The sequence below is a fragment of the Corallibacter vietnamensis genome, from assembly GCF_039537875.1.
Lineage (GTDB): Bacteria > Bacteroidota > Bacteroidia > Flavobacteriales > Flavobacteriaceae > Corallibacter > Corallibacter vietnamensis.
The window spans coordinates 82,839-99,939 of the sequence record NZ_BAABBI010000001.1; the positions used below are offsets into that span (position 1 = coordinate 82,839).

The 17,101-nt window shown below is 32.0% G+C and carries 17 protein-coding genes; 13 read left to right on the forward strand and 4 right to left on the reverse strand.

Annotated features, from left to right (window positions below; all coding sequences use genetic code 11):
• A partial coding sequence (locus ABD690_RS00425; RefSeq protein ID WP_344725915.1) for a LamG domain-containing protein occupies positions 1–1,403 on the reverse strand: 1,403 nt, incomplete at its 3' end.
• A gap of 72 nt (positions 1,404–1,475) precedes the next feature.
• On the opposite strand from ABD690_RS00425, the gene ABD690_RS00430 reads away from it, so the two are divergent.
• Both ABD690_RS00430 and ABD690_RS00435 read left to right on the forward strand, forming a co-directional pair.
• Positions 1,476–2,375 carry an FkbM family methyltransferase gene (locus ABD690_RS00430; protein WP_344725917.1) on the forward strand — a complete coding sequence of 300 codons (900 nt, stop codon included), beginning with the start codon at positions 1,476–1,478 and terminating at the stop codon, positions 2,373–2,375.
• The gene (locus ABD690_RS00435) at positions 2,372–3,220 is read left to right on the forward strand and encodes a glycosyltransferase family 2 protein (RefSeq protein ID WP_344725919.1); all 849 of its coding nucleotides are present in this window, start codon (positions 2,372–2,374) and stop codon (positions 3,218–3,220) included. Before ABD690_RS00430 ends, ABD690_RS00435 begins: the two co-directional genes overlap by 4 nt.
• Here the strand turns inward: ABD690_RS00435 and ABD690_RS00440 are convergent.
• Both ABD690_RS00440 and ABD690_RS00445 read right to left on the reverse strand, forming a co-directional pair.
• Positions 3,217–4,023, reverse strand: coding sequence for a DNA/RNA non-specific endonuclease (locus tag ABD690_RS00440; RefSeq protein WP_344725921.1), 807 nt, complete (start codon positions 4,021–4,023; stop codon positions 3,217–3,219). The two genes, ABD690_RS00435 and ABD690_RS00440, sit on opposite strands and share 4 nt — an antisense overlap.
• Complete coding sequence (locus tag ABD690_RS00445; RefSeq protein ID WP_344725923.1) at positions 4,023–6,659, reverse strand: valine--tRNA ligase; 2,637 nt, start codon at positions 6,657–6,659, stop codon at positions 4,023–4,025. The genes ABD690_RS00440 and ABD690_RS00445 overlap by 1 nt, the downstream gene beginning before the upstream one ends.
• 176 nt (positions 6,660–6,835) lie before the next feature.
• On the opposite strand from ABD690_RS00445, the gene ABD690_RS00450 reads away from it, so the two are divergent.
• Positions 6,836–7,261 carry a DUF1573 domain-containing protein gene (locus ABD690_RS00450; protein WP_344725925.1) on the forward strand — a complete coding sequence of 142 codons (426 nt, stop codon included), beginning with the start codon at positions 6,836–6,838 and terminating at the stop codon, positions 7,259–7,261.
• Positions 7,262–7,317: 56 nt separating this feature from the next.
• On the opposite strand, the gene ABD690_RS00455 is transcribed toward ABD690_RS00450, so the two are convergent.
• Positions 7,318–8,655, reverse strand: coding sequence for an aspartyl protease family protein (locus ABD690_RS00455; RefSeq protein ID WP_344725927.1), 1,338 nt, complete (start codon positions 8,653–8,655; stop codon positions 7,318–7,320).
• Positions 8,656–8,778: 123 nt separating this feature from the next.
• Between ABD690_RS00455 and ABD690_RS00460 the strand changes: the two genes are divergently transcribed.
• The 10 genes from ABD690_RS00460 (at position 8,779) to gap (ending at position 17,096) form a co-directional block, all read left to right on the forward strand.
• The gene (locus ABD690_RS00460; RefSeq protein ID WP_344725929.1) at positions 8,779–9,969 is read left to right on the forward strand and encodes a pyridoxal phosphate-dependent aminotransferase; all 1,191 of its coding nucleotides are present in this window, start codon (positions 8,779–8,781) and stop codon (positions 9,967–9,969) included.
• Entirely contained in the window at positions 9,969–10,982 is a 1,014-nt protein-coding gene (murB, locus tag ABD690_RS00465; protein WP_344725931.1) for a UDP-N-acetylmuramate dehydrogenase, read from the forward strand. Before ABD690_RS00460 ends, murB begins: the two co-directional genes overlap by 1 nt.
• A gap of 52 nt (positions 10,983–11,034) precedes the next feature.
• Complete coding sequence (locus ABD690_RS00470; protein WP_344725933.1) at positions 11,035–11,580, forward strand: RNA polymerase sigma factor; 546 nt, start codon at positions 11,035–11,037, stop codon at positions 11,578–11,580.
• A complete protein-coding gene (locus tag ABD690_RS00475; RefSeq protein WP_344725935.1) occupies positions 11,577–12,380 on the forward strand; it encodes an anti-sigma factor domain-containing protein in 804 nt (267 codons plus the stop codon). Before ABD690_RS00470 ends, ABD690_RS00475 begins: the two co-directional genes overlap by 4 nt.
• A gap of 159 nt (positions 12,381–12,539) precedes the next feature.
• The gene (locus ABD690_RS00480; protein WP_344725937.1) at positions 12,540–12,743 is read left to right on the forward strand and encodes a membrane or secreted protein; all 204 of its coding nucleotides are present in this window, start codon (positions 12,540–12,542) and stop codon (positions 12,741–12,743) included.
• Positions 12,744–12,749: 6 nt separating this feature from the next.
• A complete protein-coding gene (locus ABD690_RS00485) occupies positions 12,750–13,862 on the forward strand; it encodes a glycosyltransferase (RefSeq protein ID WP_344725939.1) in 1,113 nt (370 codons plus the stop codon).
• The gene (locus ABD690_RS00490; protein ID WP_344725941.1) at positions 13,853–14,413 is read left to right on the forward strand and encodes an RNA polymerase sigma factor; all 561 of its coding nucleotides are present in this window, start codon (positions 13,853–13,855) and stop codon (positions 14,411–14,413) included. Before ABD690_RS00485 ends, ABD690_RS00490 begins: the two co-directional genes overlap by 10 nt.
• Complete coding sequence (locus ABD690_RS00495) at positions 14,410–15,147, forward strand: glycosyltransferase family 2 protein (RefSeq protein WP_344725943.1); 738 nt, start codon at positions 14,410–14,412, stop codon at positions 15,145–15,147. Before ABD690_RS00490 ends, ABD690_RS00495 begins: the two co-directional genes overlap by 4 nt.
• 63 nt (positions 15,148–15,210) lie before the next feature.
• Positions 15,211–16,083: a lipoyl synthase gene (gene lipA / locus ABD690_RS00500; RefSeq protein ID WP_344725945.1), complete on the forward strand. Its 873-nt coding sequence runs from the start codon at positions 15,211–15,213 to the stop codon at positions 16,081–16,083.
• A complete protein-coding gene (gap, locus tag ABD690_RS00505; protein WP_344725947.1) occupies positions 16,083–17,096 on the forward strand; it encodes a type I glyceraldehyde-3-phosphate dehydrogenase in 1,014 nt (337 codons plus the stop codon). The genes lipA and gap overlap by 1 nt, the downstream gene beginning before the upstream one ends.
• Positions 17,097–17,101: the final 5 nt, after the last annotated feature.

The window sequence follows — 17,101 nt, forward strand, 5'->3', positions numbered from 1 at the left end:
GAGCCATCTGATTGCATACTATGTGTAAATCCAGACCCCATGTATTCATATGTTATTGTATAGTTTGCGTTCAAATTTAAATCCGATATTATTATAGTTCCATCGTCTAAACCACAATCCGTTGGATCTGTCCAAGTTATTTCAGAATTTAGTTCAGGCGCAATAAGCATTACTTGACCCAAATCATCTATACAACCAGTAGTTACCTCTTCAATTGAAATACTTTGATAAAGCCCTGATGCCAAATCAGTCAAGATTACTTCTCCATTGGAATCCGAAAACAATGTCTCAGTTTGACTTGAACCGTCATTATAACTAATAGTGTATTCCGTATTTGTCAACAATCCAGAAATGATTATGCTGCCATCATCTGCATCACAGTCTGTTGGATCTATAGATGAGAGGGTCGCATCCAGAGTTGGCGATGTCAGTTCAATATCTCCCAAACTACTTGAACAACCCGTTGAGTCATCCATTATAACTATATCTTCATAAATACCCTCTGGCAAATCTACTATTACAATTCCACCTGAGCCATCTGATTGCATACTATGTGTAAATCCAGACCCCATGTATTCATATGTTATTGTATAGTTTGCGTTCAAATTTAAATCCGATATTATTATAGTTCCATCGTCTAAACCACAATCCGTTGGATCTATATATGCCACCGAACTTATTAATGTCGATGATAGTAGTTCAGCAATATTTTCAGCAGTAAGGGCTCTATCCCAATATCTAAAATCATCAATAGCTCCTTTGAAATAATTTGCAGAGACACCCAAAGCCCTATCATGTCTCCCAATACACCCTGGTAAATCTGAATATTGCAATGACCCTCCTGAACCAGAATAACCACCCCCGCTTTCATTACAATCAAAATAGATTTCCATATTATTGGCTGAAGTCACCACTATTACAATTTGATGCCAATTACCAACATCAATTGCTGAATTTGACACATAGCTCCTACGTGTTGAAGAAACATAGCTGTAAGAACCATCTCCAAAATTCACAGCATAATTACCTGTAGATGCTTGAGAGTTAAAAAAAACTCCTGTATTTCTATCTTCTTCAAAAGACGTATTAAATACTTCTCTATCATTTATATTGTAACTTTCATACTTAATCCAAAATGAAAAAGAAACAGGTAAATCTGGTTTTAATTGAGAAATATTTGGAAAATTAATATAATCGTCAACACCATCAAAATGAATTGCGGCATTTGTATTACCAAATCTGTCATTAACAAAAGTCGCCCCAAAATTCACCGCATGATTAGTGTTCGTACTTGAATCTTCAGTATCTCCATCAAATTCATAATGTAGTAGCAAACCATCTGAAAGGCTTTGAGCGAATAAATTAAAGGGTAAAAAAAATAAAATTACATTTAAGATTCTCATTCAACTTTTCATCATTTATTACTAATTATTCTTTAAGAATGTGTATATATTTGCAATATATAAAAAACATTCATGAATTTAATTTACCGATTTATTTATAATTCAAAAATAAATTTTCTCATTAGAAATATTAACTTTCTCATTAAAGGTTTGTTTTTAAATAAAATTAAAATTCCTCCTTCAGGTTTAATAAAACTTAACACAGATTCAGGCAACCTAAAAATTGCAACTAATCAAACTAGTTATTTAACCCAATTACTATTTTGGAATGGTTACAAAAATTTTGAGTATTCTGAAGTTTTTGAAAAACTCTCGAAAAATATTGATGTGTTTTTAGATATCGGTTCTAATATTGGTTATTATTCTTTATTAGCTTCTAAATCAAACTCAAAAATCAAAGCTTTTGCCTTTGAACCTGCTTTAGGCCCTAAATATTATCTTGAGAAAAATATTAAATTAAATCATTTTCAAAACAAAATTGAATCCATCGATCTTGCAATATCTGACTCCACAGGAGAAATAGACTTCTATGAGGTTCAAAATAAAAAATACAAATATTTAAATTATAATCTTGCAGGTGAAGGAAACGCAGGCACTAAAAAAACCTCTAGAAATTTTAAGGTAAACAAGGTAAAATCTACAACTTTAAGCAATTTTATTATATCTAGAAGTTTGAATAAAATAGATTTAATAAAAATTGATACTGAAGGCACTGAAGCAATAATTTTAAATTCAGGATTAGATGAGATTAAAAAATTAGAGCCAATAATTATTTGTGAAACTTTGTTTAATACAATTGAAAGTGATTTAGAAAACATTTTTAACTCCTTGGATTATGAATTTTACAATCACACCGATAATGGACTAAAAAAGGTAGAAACCATTAAAAGAATAGCTGATGATGGAATTAGAAATTGTTTTTTTGTGCCAAAATCTAAATTGCATTTAATTTCTGTATTTATTATTGAGTGAACTTCTACATTGTCATACCAGCTCATAATGAAGCAGATTCTATCTTATTAACTTTAGAGTCATTAGCAAATCAAACATTACTACCAAAAAAAGTAGTTGTAGTTAATGACAACTCAACAGATGAAACTCAAAACATTGTAAGCAATTTCAGAAAAAACCATACTTGGGTTTCTTTGATAAGTGTAAAGTCTTCTAACAAACATCTCCCTGGCAGCAAAATAATCAATGCATTTTACAAAGGCTACGAAGATTTAGATTGTGATTATGATGTGATTTGTAAGTTTGATGCCGATTTGATTTTTCCAGAAAACTATTTAGAACGACTCGCTTTTCATTATAACAACAACCCAAAACTAGGTATGGTTGCTGGTTTTTGCTACATAGAAAAAAACGACCAATGGGTTTTAGAAAACTTAACGAGAAAAGATCATATACGTGGTGCATTAAAAGCATATAGAAAAGCCTGCTTTCAAGATATTGGCAAACTAAAAACTTCTATGGGTTGGGATACCATAGATGAACTTTTAGCTAAATACCATAACTGGGATATACAAACCGACGAGTCTCTTCATGTAAAACACTTAAAACCTACAGGCATAAGCTATAACAAAGCTGCAAAACATTTGCAAGGCGAAGCTATGTATAAAATGCGCTATGGCTTTACTATTACTTTAATTTCCGCCTTAAAATTAGCGTACAAAAAAAAGAGTTTTTCTTTATTTAAAGATTACATAGCAGGCTTTTTTAAAGCTAAAAGAAATAGAACAGATTATTTGGTTTCTGAAGAGGAAGGAAAATTTATTAGACGTTTACGGTGGAAAGGAATGCTAAACAAGCTTCATTAAAAACGCCAATTCCTATAACTATCAGAAGCTTCTATCTCATTTTCAATTGCATCATCTAACTCTGAAAAGAAATCTATTCCAGTTAAATCTTCTAAAAAATCAACAGAAACAACAAAGTTATGAAGAGGTTCTTTAGAGTTTTTATGTGGTAATAAGAAGGCAATTACTTTAGGTGTTCCGTTGTTATAATCAAATACTATTTTATAAAATTGGTTTGGAACAGAAACATGCTCATTTCCTATGGTTTTCATGGTTCCTTTCAAAACACCTCCTGTCACAACAAAAACACCATCATATTTTTTTGCCCAATAGCGTACTTTTTGTTCTAATGTATTCCAAATACCAGAATTAAAATCATGCTTTTGTGGCGAAATATTGCTTGTTAAAAATGTCTCATCATAAGCTTTTTGGCTATAACGCCTATCTGCTGCTGGACAAAGATGCCCACGATCATAGCCTGAATTTTTATAATTTTTCCAACTCGCAGCACCTGTTTTAACCGCTTGGTCTATTTCAAAATAAGGCCTATCAAAATCATTGTATGACAATTGAGTTTTTTTCAACTCATAAGCTACCCATTCTGCTTGCTCGTGAGCTTCACTATAACTTAATGAATACCCTTCATGATGCACCAATTGATTTGTGGTACTTGTTGGTAAAAAGAATTCATTTGTTAAAGTTTTCGCTTGCGCTCCTTTGTTTACTATTTCTAACTGCTCTTCTTGTTTCAAATATGCTTCATAAACATAAATACCAACAACAATAAGAGCAGCTATAATAGTATAAAGCGTTCGTTTACTCATTATTTTAATGTAGCTAAACTCGCCTTCAACGTTTCAATTTTAGCTAATGCATCTGCTTCTTTCTTCTTTTCTGAAGCTACAACTTGCTCTGGTGCATTGTTTACAAAACGCTCGTTAGATAGTTTTTTCTGTACCGATTTTAAGAAACCTTCGGTGTAGTTTAACTCTTCGGTTAGCTTTTTAATTTCGGCTTCAACGTCTATAGCTCCAACCATTGGCACAAAATATTCGTTTGATTTTACTCTAAAGGTTAATGCGCCTTCAACTGCTTCATCTACATATTTAATCGCTTCAAGATTACCCATTTTTTGGATAATCGCATCAAACGTAGTAGATGCTTTTTCGTTATTTATTACCGAAAATCCAATCGCATCCTTAAACGCAATGTTCTTTTCTTTTCTAATAGTACGAATACCTGAAATCACTTCTGAAGCAAAATCAAATTCTAAAATCAAGGTTTCGTTTATTGCTTTTGCTGTTGGCCAACTCGCTACAATTAGAGCTTCTTCTGGCGTACGATCTTTTATGTAATGCCATAAATCTTCAGTTAAAAATGGCATAAACGGATGTACAATTTTTAAGTTATCTTCAAAAATTGAGATAATTGCATTATAAGTTTTAGCATCTATTGGTTGTTGGTATGCTGGTTTTACCATTTCTAGTAACCAACCGCAAAAATCGTCGTAAATCAACTTGTAAATAGCCATTAATGCATCGCTTAAACGGTATTTACTAAAGTGATCTTCTATCTCGATTAATGCTTTTTGGAATTTAGATTCGTACCATTCTATCGCAATCTTACTTGCTTCTGGTTGCTCAATGCTTTCTGAAACTTCCCAACCATCAACTAAACGATAGGCATTCCAGATTTTGTTACCAAAACCTTTTCCTTGTTGGCACAATGATTCGTCAAACAATAAATCGTTTCCTGCTGCGCTACTTAATAATAATCCAACACGAACACCATCGGCGCTGTATTCTTCAATAAGTTTTAATGCGTCTGGTGAGTTTCCTAAAGATTTACTCATTTTACGACGTTGCTTATCACGTACCAATCCTGTTAAGTATACATTCTGAAAAGGTTTTTCATCTTTATACTCGTAACCAGCAATTATCATACGTGCTACCCAAAAGAATAAAATATCTGGACCAGTTACTAAGTCGTTTGTTGGGTAATAGTATTTAATTTCTTCGTTTTCTGGATTACGAATACCATCAAAAACCGACATTGGCCACAACCATGATGAGAACCAAGTATCTAATGCATCGGTTTCTTGACGTAAATCTTCAGCTTTAAGTGAAGAATTTCCTGTTTTATCTTGAGCAAGTTTTACTGCATCATTGATGTTTTCTGCTACTACAAAATCTTCTTTTCCGTCACCATAATAGTATGCAGGAATTTGTTGTCCCCAAAGTAATTGACGCGAAATATTCCAATCACGAATGTTTTCCATCCAATGACGATAGGTATTTTCAAACTTTTTTGGGAATAGTTTTATATCGGCATCTTCACCTAAAACCGCTTCTATTGCTGGTTTTACTAAATCTTCCATTTTTAAGAACCATTGGTCGCTTAATCGTGGTTCGATAATGGCTTTCGTTCGCTCTGAAATTCCAACACGGTTTTTATGGTCTTCAATTTTTTCAATTAGACCTAAACTTTCAAGTTCTTTTACTATCCCTTTTCTAACTTCAAAACGATCTTTTCCTTCGTAATGTAAACCATAACTGTTTAAAGAAGCATCTTCATTAAAAATATCTACTACTTCAAGATTATGCTTATCACCTAGCATCTTGTCGTTTTCGTCATGCGCTGGTGTTACTTTTAAACAACCTGTACCAAATTCTAAATCTACATAGTCATCTTCAATAATAGGGATTACACGGTTGCAGATTGGTACAATTGCTTTTTTTCCACGTAAGTGAACAAAACGCTCATCATTAGGGTTAATACAAATTGCTGTATCACCAAAAATGGTTTCAGGACGTGTTGTAGCAATGGTTAGCGTATCGTCGCTACCTTCAATTTTATAATTTAAATAGTATAGATTTCCTTGCTTTTCTTCGTAAATAACTTCTTCATCCGAAAGTGTTGTTTTAGCTTCAGGATCCCAATTTACCATACGATAACCACGATAAATTAAGCCTTTATTGTATAAATCAACAAACACTTTTATTACGGCTTCGCTCATATCGTCGTCCATAGTAAACTTAGTACGATCCCAATCGCAAGAGCAACCTAGTTTTTTTAATTGCTCAAGGATTACGCCACCATATTCGTGCGTCCAATCCCAAGCATGTTTTAAAAACTCGTCTCTAGTTAAATCATTTTTATCTATTCCTTGTGCTTTTAATTTGGCAACAACTTTTGCTTCGGTAGCAATAGATGCGTGATCGGTTCCTGGAACCCAACAGGCATTTTTACCTTGTAAACGCGCACGACGAATTAACACATCTTGAATAGTATTATTCAACATATGTCCCATGTGAAGTACTCCTGTTACGTTTGGCGGCGGAATTACAATAGTATATGGTTCTCTTTCGTCTGGTGTAGAATGAAAGTAATTATGTTTCATCCAGTAGTCATACCATTTGTTTTCTACCTGTTGTGCATCATATTTTGATGGAATACTCATCTTTGGAATAGTTTTTGAATTAAGAAAGGCAAAAATACTTATATTTTGTTGTTCTATAAAATGTTTTGTTTGCCTTTAAATAGGTGATATGTTATTTTAACACGTATTATGTCTATTTTTTTTGTAGAACGCACAAAAAGTAAGTAAGTTTACCAAGTAATTAAATATTATATATCATGAAAAATTTCATTACCATATTATTTATCGGATTATTGAGTTTTACAGTAAATGCTCAAGATAAAGTCGCTAAAATAGAGTTTAAAAGCACCATTATTGATTATGGCACCATAGAAAAGGGCGCTGATGGCGTTCGTGTTTTTGAATTTACAAACACAGGTGATGCTCCTCTTATTATATCAAACGTAAAATCTAGTTGTGGTTGTACAGTTCCTAAAAAACCAAAAGACCCTATTATGCCAGGAAAAACTGGTGAAATTCAGGTTAAGTACGACACTAACAGAGTTATGCCTATTAGAAAAAACATAACTGTAATGTCTAATGCTGAAACACCAACTGTTGTTTTAAAAATTAAAGGTGAAGTTATTGACCCTTCAAAGCAAAGTGTTTTAAGCAAAAGCAGTAAAAGTGTTATGGAGAAATAGTAGCCCAATACTAAAAACACAAAAGGTCTTGAATATAATGTTATTCAAGACCTTTTTTAATTTAACAAACTCTCTAAATAAAACTGATACTTTAACTCTGTACCATTTCTATCTATTTTTATTTTTATGAGTTCTCCTGCTTTACCATAAAACTTTTGCATGATCTCTTGCAGCGTAAATTCTTCAACCTTTTTATTATTGATAACCAGAATTATGTCTCCTACTTTGAGCCCTGCGTTATAAGCTGGCGATTTTTCTCTTAACTCTGATATAGAATAGGCTGGTTTTAAAACAAGTTTATAATCAACCTGATTGTTAATTACAGGGGTTGAATCATCTACATTTGTTGTTATAACACGAGCTTGTCTTATAGAACGATGTTTCTGTGTTACTAACCTTAAACCATCATGCATTAATTCTATTCCGCTTTTGTTATAGCTAAAGTCATCCTTATAGTAACGACTTTTCTTGAATAAAACTCGTTTGTTATGATAATCAAATATTAAATTAAATCTTTTTAAGATATTACCTGCAAGACTTCCGTTTCTACCCTTAAAATGTTTTACATGATTTATAGACTTGGCATCAGGAAAAGCCACATTAGCATTATTAAAAACAAAACGCCCAACAGAAACGCTTTCCACTTTTGATCGTTTTCCATAAATAGTACCACTTAACCCATGCCCTAAAAAGTCATAAAAATAATTATTGACTACTTGTATATTCAGCATTTCATCTTCAAATAACCACAAAGAATCACTACCTCCTGAATCTATTAAAAGCTTAACGGGCACATCTCTTCCATTAAGCGTTACATTAATATTTAAATAAGGTTTATTATTAAAAAACTCTAAAGGCAGCACATCGCACTTTTTACATTTATTGTTATTAAAATCAGTTGGATTTATCACCTTAATAAATTGTCTTCCATAGTGTACTTCAACGATTAAATCTTTAAAAAAATCATACCCTATAATTCCATGAATTGGGATTCCTAATCTTGGTGCAAAGTTTAGTTTGGCGTTATAAATTGCATATAAATCTTGGTTTACATTTACAGCATTTCCTATTTTAAAAATATTATTGGTTGACTTTAATGCTTTAACGGGCTTGTCTTCGCCAAGGCCTCTTAAAAAAATAGTTTCGGAGTTTTTTATCTGAAGTGAATCTACACTGTTTAAAAAATTAAAAATTATTGGTTTACTTACGCCTGTGTCTAATATAAAGGATAGCTCAACACCGTTTATTGATACCGGAATAACAATAAGATTATTTATTAATTGAAAATGTATCTTATCAACACCTTTTTTTCCTTGAACAACAAATTGGTTTTGCGCTAATAAAAATGAATTCGCAAAAAAGTATGCAAATAAAATACAGATACATTTTTTCATAAATTCATATTTAGCACCTAATCAATTTACAAATCTTTAATTTAAGTTCAATATTTAACAGTCTATTTTAAAAAAACTTTAATATAAATTTCGGAACTTTGCTACTTTAATTTAAGAATAGACATGCCAACAATATCTCAAAAGGGGCAATTAATGCCTCAATCTCCAATAAGAAAGTTAGTTCCTTATGCTGAAAAGGCATATCAAGAAGGAAAAGTTGTATATCATTTAAACATAGGTCAGCCGGATATAAAAACTCCTGAAGTAGCTTTAGATGCTGTAAAAGTTCACTCTTTAGACATTTTAGCATATACTAGATCTGAAGGTTCTGATGGTTATAGAGACAAAATAGCTGCTTATTACAACAACCATGACATTAAAGTTACAAAAGAAGAAATTATTGTAACAACTGGTGGTAGTGAAGCATTACTATTTGCTTTTGGAAGTATTATGGATACTGATGATGAAATAATTATCCCAGAGCCATTTTATGCTAACTACAACGGGTTTTCAACAGCATCTGGAGTAAACATTGTACCTGTAATTTCAAAAATTGAAGATAATTTTGCATTACCTCCTATTGAGGAATTTGAAAAATTAATCACACCAAAAACAAAAGCTATTCTTATATGTAATCCTGGCAACCCAACAGGATATCTATATTCTAAAGAAGAAATTCAAAAACTTGCTGCGATTGTAAAAAAACATGATTTATTTTTAATTGCAGATGAAGTTTACAGAGAGTTTGCTTATGATGGTGTAAGTCACTACTCTATCATGCAAGAAGAAAGTATTCAGGAGCATGCCATTATGATAGATTCAGTATCAAAACGCTATAGTATGTGTGGCGCTAGAATAGGTTGTTTAGTCTCAAAAAACAAACAAATAATTGCTACGGCATTAAAGTTTGCCCAAGCAAGATTAAGCCCTCCTACATTAGCCCAAATTGCTAGTGAAGCTGCATTACAAACACCGCAAAGCTATTTTACTGATGTTATAGATGAGTATGTTGACCGTAGAGACACATTAATTTCAGAATTAGAGAAAATAGAAGGTGTAAAAGTTGCCAAACCTAAAGGAGCTTTTTATTGTATTGTAGAATTACCTGTAAAAAACTCTGATGATTTTGCGCAGTGGCTTTTAGAAAATTTTGATGTAAACGGAGAAACCATTATGGTTGCTCCTGCTGCAGGTTTTTATTCAACACCAGGTGTTGGACTTAACCAAATACGAATTGCATATGTTCTTAACAAAGAAAGCCTTGTAAAAGCTGTAAACATATTAAAAGAAGCTCTTAAAGTTTACAAAGACTAGTGCTAATTCAAAATAACATATCCTTAAAACCATACAATACATTTGGAATAGATGTAAAAGCAAAACACTTTACATCTATTTCAAGTATTGATTCGCTCATAGATATTTTATCATCAAATATCTACCCTAACAAACTCATTTTGGGTGGTGGCAGTAATATGTTATTAACAAAAGATGTTAATGCACTTGTCATTCATATTAACATTAAAGGAATTTCTATTATTTCAGAAACCGAAGACCACGTTATTGTTAAAGCGAATGCTGGTGAAGTATGGCACGAATTTGTACTATGGTGTTTAAAGCATGATTTTGGTGGTATTGAAAACCTATCACTAATTCCGGGAAATGTAGGCACAGCTCCTATACAAAACATAGGTGCTTATGGTGTAGAAATAAAAGACACTTTTGTTTCATGTGAAGCTCTTAATCTTGAAACAAAAAACATAGAAACGTTTACAAATGAAACCTGCAATTTCGGCTACAGACAATCTATTTTTAAACACGAAGCAAAAGGAAAATATATAATTTGCAATGTAACCTTTAAGTTGTCTAAAAAAAATCATGAATTGCACACTGGTTATGGAGCTATAATGTCAGAATTAGAAACTCAAAATATAACACAACCAACAATACAAGACGTTTCTAAAGCTGTTATAGCAATAAGACAAAGCAAATTACCAGACCCAAAACAAATAGGTAACAGCGGTAGTTTTTTTAAGAATCCAGTAATTTCAATAACAAAATACAATCTCTTAAAAGAGAATTTCCCTGAAATCCCTGGATATGTTATCTCAAACACAGACATTAAAGTTCCTGCAGGCTGGCTTATAGAAAAAGCTGGTTTTAAAGGAAAACGATTTGAAAATTACGGAGTACATAACAAACAAGCATTAGTACTCGTTAACTACGGTGGTGCCAGTGGTACAGATATTTTAAATCTATCAAAACTTATACAAAAAACCATCCAGCAGCTTTTTGATATTTCTATTGAAGCTGAAGTAAATATTCTTTAAATAAAAAAGAAATCTCTAAATTTGATATTTACTAACAAACCTATCAACAAATTTGAGCACACCAATTGAAAAACAAATTGTTAGTTTATTACATAGAAGTGATAAAAAAGCCATTTCATTACTGTATGAAAACTATGCTGACGCCTTATTTGGTGTAATCTCAAAGGTTTTAACAGATGAAAGCTTGGCGCAAGATGCCTTGCAAGAAACCTTTATTAAAGTTTGGAAAAAATCTAAATCTTACAACCCAGAGAAAGCAAAATTGTTTACTTGGTTATACAGAATTGCTTACAACACAGCCATCGATAAAGTTCGTTATCAGTCAAATAAAACAAGTAAAGAAGTCCAAATTGAAACTTCAAACGTATATAAATTAACATCACAAGGTTTAAACCAAGATGTATTAGACATTAAAACGCACTTAAAGACGTTAGACGAGAAATATCAAATAGTTATTAACGCCCTCTTTTTTGAAGGCATGACACAACAAGAAGCTAGCGACGAATTAGAAATTCCGCTAGGTACAATAAAATCAAGATTAAAAATTGGATTACGTGAACTGAAAAAAATTTACGATCCAGAATTAAAAAAGTCATGAATGATAAAATAAATACATTTTTAAATTCTGACCTTCTAGACAAGTATCTATTAGGTAGCACTACCTCTGCTGAAACTGAAATGGTAGAAACCTATATATCTAAATACCCAGAAGTACAGAATGCCTACAACACACTACAGCACAATTTAGAAATTGTTGCTAAACGTGATGCTGTTGAAGCTCCTAAAGACATCTTAAACAACATTTTTGATGCGCTTGATGAAGAAACTCCTGTTTTAAGTTTAAATCCTGAAACAAAGCAAAAAAAATGGACTAACTACAGTATTGCTGCTAGTATTGCCGCTTTTATATTTGCAGGAACAACTTTGTTTTTATACACTCAAAAACAAAGTCTTAATTTAGAAAATCAAAAAGTAGTAGATGAAATTTTTGATTTAAGAAGCGATATTGATTCTCAAAACAAAAGATTGGACGATATCATGCGTCAGTTTAAACAGCTTAACAACCCTGAAACTGAAAAGTATATCATAAACGGAAACAACAGAGCTAAAAACCTTAAAACAGTCGCTTACATAAATCCAAAAGAAAAAAAATCTATGATAGATGTGGTTTCTCTACCGCAACTACCAGAAGAACAATGCTATCAAATTTGGGCTGAAGTACAAGACAAAATGGTAAATCTTGGTATTTTAAGCGAAACTGACAGAAAACTAATGGAAATACCTTATACCGAAAACGCATTAGGCTTAAGCATTACCATTGAAGAAAAAGGAAGCAAAATAAATAACAGCTCAAAAGAAAATGCTGTTGCTGAAATTAGCTTTCAAAAAAATAAATAAACAATAGTCTATTTACACGCTCAAAGCCTCACTTTGCATTTTATAAAGTGAGGCTTTGTTGTACGTGTTTTTAAGTAAAAATGGCTACCTTTGTAAAAAATTACAGGCACCACATTAATAACGTCTTGTAATAATTAGAAAAGAAAGAAAAATAAACACATGAAACTTCTTTTAATCACATTAATTCTATTAGGATTAGGAATCGCAGGAATTGCCATAAAAATCTGGGCAAAAAAAGACGGAGAATTTGCCGGTACATGCGCTAGCCAGAACCCAATGCTTAATAAAAGCGGAGAAGCTTGTGGCTTTTGTGGTAAAACACCAGACCAATTTAGCAACTGCAACGAACCTCAACATTCGTAAGCATACATGAACATTCTTGAAATAGTTTGCTACACCTTTGCTGGTGTTGTTAGTATTCAAGTTATGTTTTATTTGTTTGTATTTGGGAAATTTGCTTTTTCCAAAGAAAAAAAACAAACAAAAGAAAACGTCCCTGTATCTGTAATTATTTGCGCTAAAAATGAAGCAACTAATTTAAGAACTTTTTTACCTTACATTTTAAATCAAGATTACGCAAACTATCAAATTGTATTAATTAACGATGCTTCTATTGATGATACACTAGAGGTTATGGAAGACTTTGCTAATACAAATGATTCAATAAAAATAGTAAACGTAAAAAATAACGAAGCATTTTGGGCAAACAAAAAATATGCTCTCACTCTAGGCATTAAAGCTGCCAAGCACAACATTTTACTATTTACTGACGCTGATTGTAAACCTGTATCAAAACATTGGATATCAGAAATGGTATCTCATTTTAATAACAGCAAAAGTATTGTTTTAGGGTATGGCGCTTATTCTAAAGTTAAAAACTCTATACTAAATAAGCTAGTACGCTTTGAGACTCTTCTTACCGCTACACAGTATATGGCTTTTGCTAAACTAGGAATGCCGTATATGGGTGTTGGTAGAAATCTGGCTTATACTAAAGATCTTTTTTTTAAAGCCAATGGTTTTATGGGGCATATGCATATAAGATCTGGAGACGATGACTTATTTATAAACCAAGTAGGGAACTCAAAAAACACTGCTATTTGTGTTACAAAAGAAAGCTTTACAACTTCAAATCCTAAAACCACATTGGCTAGCTGGATAAAACAAAAGAGACGACATATTACTGCTGCAAATCACTATAAAAAAGCACATAAATTTTTATTAGGGCTTTTTTATATATCGCAGTTGTTATTCTGGATATTATCTATAACATTAATTGCATCTCAAAGCTTTATAAACGTAGTAGTTGCGTTAATTGCTTTACGATTTATCGCTCAATTTCTATCCATAGGATTTTCAGCAAAAAAACTAAATGAACAAGATTTAATTTTCTTACTTCCAATATTAGAACTTTTTTTAATTACCTCTCAATTAACTATCTTTATCATAAACCTATTCTCAAAACCTACACATTGGAAATAAAAGACGCCATAAAAAAGGCAAAACAAAATGACCAAAAAGCATTTAATTATTTATTAGACACATTTTGGGACGATGTATATGGGTTTCAATTAAAACGTATAAAAAACGAAAACGATGCTGAAGATGTAACCATTCAAGCATTTTCTAAAGCTTTTGATAAAATACATACTTTTAATGAGACATACACTTTTAAAACTTGGTTAATAACCATTTCAAAAAACATTCATATAGACCTTGTTAGAAAAGAAAAAAAACACCTTTCTCAAACCATATCTAATGATGATTCTTCTTTTAATCAAATATTAGATGAGTCTCCTACTCCTGAAGATAAAATTATAACAGAACAAAATTTAGCCAAACTACTTCGTGACATAAAGAAGTTAAAGCCTCACTACCAAAAAATTATAAACTTAAGATATTTTCAAGAGTTAAGCTATAAAGAAATTTCAAAAGAGCTTGACGAACCAATAAACAATGTTAAGGTAAAATTATTACGAGCTAAAAAATTACTATCTGAAATTATTCAAAAAACAAATAATCATTCAATATGAAAATTAGTGCCTACATACTGTGTTTTAATGAATCTTTAATGATTAGACACACGCTTAATTATTATTCTAAATTTTGTACAGAAATAACTGTCTTAAACAACAATAGCACCGATGATTCTATTAAAATCATTACCAATGAATATCCCGATGTAAAAATTAAAAACTTTGGTGAACCAAACCTTTACAGAGAAGACATTCAAACAGACATAAAAAACAACTGCTGGAAAGAAAGTGATGCTGACTATGTAATAGTTTGTGATATGGATGAGTTTTTATACGCAGAAAACCTACCTGAAAAATTAAAACTTCTAGAAGAACAAAAACCTGCAATATGTAGTGTAATAGGCTATGAAATGTTCTCAAAAAAATTCCCAAAAGACTACAAAATCTCTTTATTAGACCAAGTAAAATATGGTGTAAGAAATTACAGGTTTGATAAAACAATCATTTTTAGTCCTAAAAAAGTTAAAAACATAAACTTTGATTATGGCGCACATTCTTGCGACCCAGAATTTTACGCATCAGGTAATCAAGACATCTTATTTGAATTCAAACTATTACACTTCAAATACTTAAGTAAAAAATATCTTTACAAAAAACATCTAAAGTACATGAAACGTATGAGCAAAATAAACATAGTAAATCGCTGGGGCGCAGAATATACTGAAGGTAAAAAGCACATAGACAAAAAGTTTGAACTAGCAAAAAAACACCTTTTTAAAATCATTCCTTAAAGCAAGTTAATCACTCTTTTATACAACTTATCTTTTGTATCTTTGCAGAGGAAAAATATGCATATGAATACAGAAACAGCTTCAAACATTTTACCAGAAAGAAAACCAAAATGGTTAAGAGTAAAACTACCTACAGGTAAGAAGTATACCGAATTACGTGGATTAGTAGACAAGTATAAACTTAACACAATATGTACCTCTGGAAGCTGCCCTAACATGGGAGAATGTTGGGGAGAAGGAACCGCTACATTTATGATTTTAGGAAATGTTTGCACCAGATCATGTGGGTTTTGTGGTGTAAAAACAGGAAGACCTGAAACAGTAGATTGGGATGAACCAGAAAAAGTGGCGCGATCTATAAAAATCATGAAAATAAAGCATGCTGTTCTAACAAGTGTTGACAGAGATGATTTAAAAGATATGGGGAGCATTATGTGGGCTGAAACCGTAAAAGCCGTAAGAAGAATGAACCCTGAAACAACTATGGAAACTCTTATTCCTGATTTTCAAGGCACAGAAAGACATATAGACAGAATTATAGATGTTGCTCCTGAAGTAGTATCACACAATATAGAAACCGTTCGTAGACTAACAAGAGAAGTTCGTATTCAGGCAAAATACGACAGAAGTTTAGGAGTATTAAAATATCTAAAGCAACAAGGACAACGCCGCACAAAATCGGGAATCATGTTAGGATTAGGAGAAACTCGTGAAGAAGTTATACAAACCCTTCATGACTTAAAAGAACATGATGTAGATGTAGTTACAATTGGGCAATACTTACAACCAAGTAAAAAACACCTGCCTGTAAAACAGTTTATTTTACCAGATCAATTTGAAGAATACAAACAAATAGGTTTAGATTTAGGTTTTCGTCATGTAGAAAGTAGCGCCCTTGTAAGATCATCTTACAAAGCTCAAAAACACATTAATTAATGATTACTGTAGCTATAAACGGCTTTGGCAGAATAGGTCGTCGTGTTTTTAGATTACTTCAAGAGCACAAAAACATTCAAGTAGTTGCCATTAATGATTTAGCCGATTCTAAAACCTTAAGTCATCTTTTAAAATATGATAGCATACATGGTGTTTTAAACAAACCTATTTCTTTTGATGAAAATCATATTATAGTTGGCAATAAAAGCATACCGCTTTTTCATTTTAAAAGCCCTTTAGATTGCAACTGGAAACCTCTAAAGGTAGACTTTGTTATAGAATCTACTGGAAAATTCAAAACACTACAAGAATTAGAATCTCATGTAACTAACGGTGCCAAACGTGTTATTTTGAGCGTGCCACCGCTAGACGACTCCATAAAAACCATTGTTCTTGGCGTAAACGACCATCTATTAAAAGGAGATGAAACCATTGTTTCAAATGCATCTTGCACAACCAACAATGCCGCACCTATGATTGATGTTATTAACAAACTTTGTGGTATAAATGAAGCCTATATTACAACTGTACACTCTTACACTACAGATCAAAGCTTGCATGACCAACCACATCGTGATTTACGACGTGCAAGAGCGGCAGGACAATCTATAGTACCAACAACAACGGGAGCAGCCAAAGCATTAACCAAAATTTTCCCTAATCTATCAAATGTTATAGGTGGCTGTGGCATTCGCGTTCCTGTGGCTAATGGATCCCTAACAGACATTACATTTAACGTAAGTAAAACGGTAAGTATAGAGGATGTTAATAACGCATTTAAAGAAGCTGCAAAAACCACTTATAAAAATATAATAGAATACACCGAAGATCCTATTGTATCAATAGATATTGTAGGAAACAGGCACTCATGTATTTTTGATTCTGAAATGACTTCTGTAATTGGCAATATGGTAAAAATAATAGGATGGTACGATAATGAAACTGCTTATTCGCAGAGAATCATAGATTTAATAAACGATTTATCGAACAAAGAATCACTTTTATCGAATTAATAATT

Bases quoted from the DNA above. Each gene is read 5' to 3' on its own strand.
- ABD690_RS00430 (WP_344725917.1), top strand. From the start codon at position 1,476: ATGAATTTAATTTACCGATTTATTTATAATTCAAAAATAAATTTTCTC.
- ABD690_RS00440 (WP_344725921.1), bottom strand. From the start codon at position 4,023: ATGAGTAAACGAACGCTTTATACTATTATAGCTGCTCTTATTGTTGTT.
- ABD690_RS00445 (WP_344725923.1), bottom strand. From the start codon at position 6,659: ATGAGTATTCCATCAAAATATGATGCACAACAGGTAGAAAACAAATGG.
- ABD690_RS00450 (WP_344725925.1), top strand. From the start codon at position 6,836: ATGAAAAATTTCATTACCATATTATTTATCGGATTATTGAGTTTTACA.
- ABD690_RS00455 (WP_344725927.1), bottom strand. From the start codon at position 8,655: ATGAAAAAATGTATCTGTATTTTATTTGCATACTTTTTTGCGAATTCA.
- ABD690_RS00460 (WP_344725929.1), top strand. From the start codon at position 8,779: ATGCCAACAATATCTCAAAAGGGGCAATTAATGCCTCAATCTCCAATA.
- ABD690_RS00475 (WP_344725935.1), top strand. From the start codon at position 11,577: ATGAATGATAAAATAAATACATTTTTAAATTCTGACCTTCTAGACAAG.
- ABD690_RS00480 (WP_344725937.1), top strand. From the start codon at position 12,540: ATGAAACTTCTTTTAATCACATTAATTCTATTAGGATTAGGAATCGCA.
- ABD690_RS00485 (WP_344725939.1), top strand. From the start codon at position 12,750: ATGAACATTCTTGAAATAGTTTGCTACACCTTTGCTGGTGTTGTTAGT.
- ABD690_RS00495 (WP_344725943.1), top strand. From the start codon at position 14,410: ATGAAAATTAGTGCCTACATACTGTGTTTTAATGAATCTTTAATGATT.
- lipA (WP_344725945.1), top strand. From the start codon at position 15,211: ATGAATACAGAAACAGCTTCAAACATTTTACCAGAAAGAAAACCAAAA.
- gap (WP_344725947.1), top strand. From the start codon at position 16,083: ATGATTACTGTAGCTATAAACGGCTTTGGCAGAATAGGTCGTCGTGTT.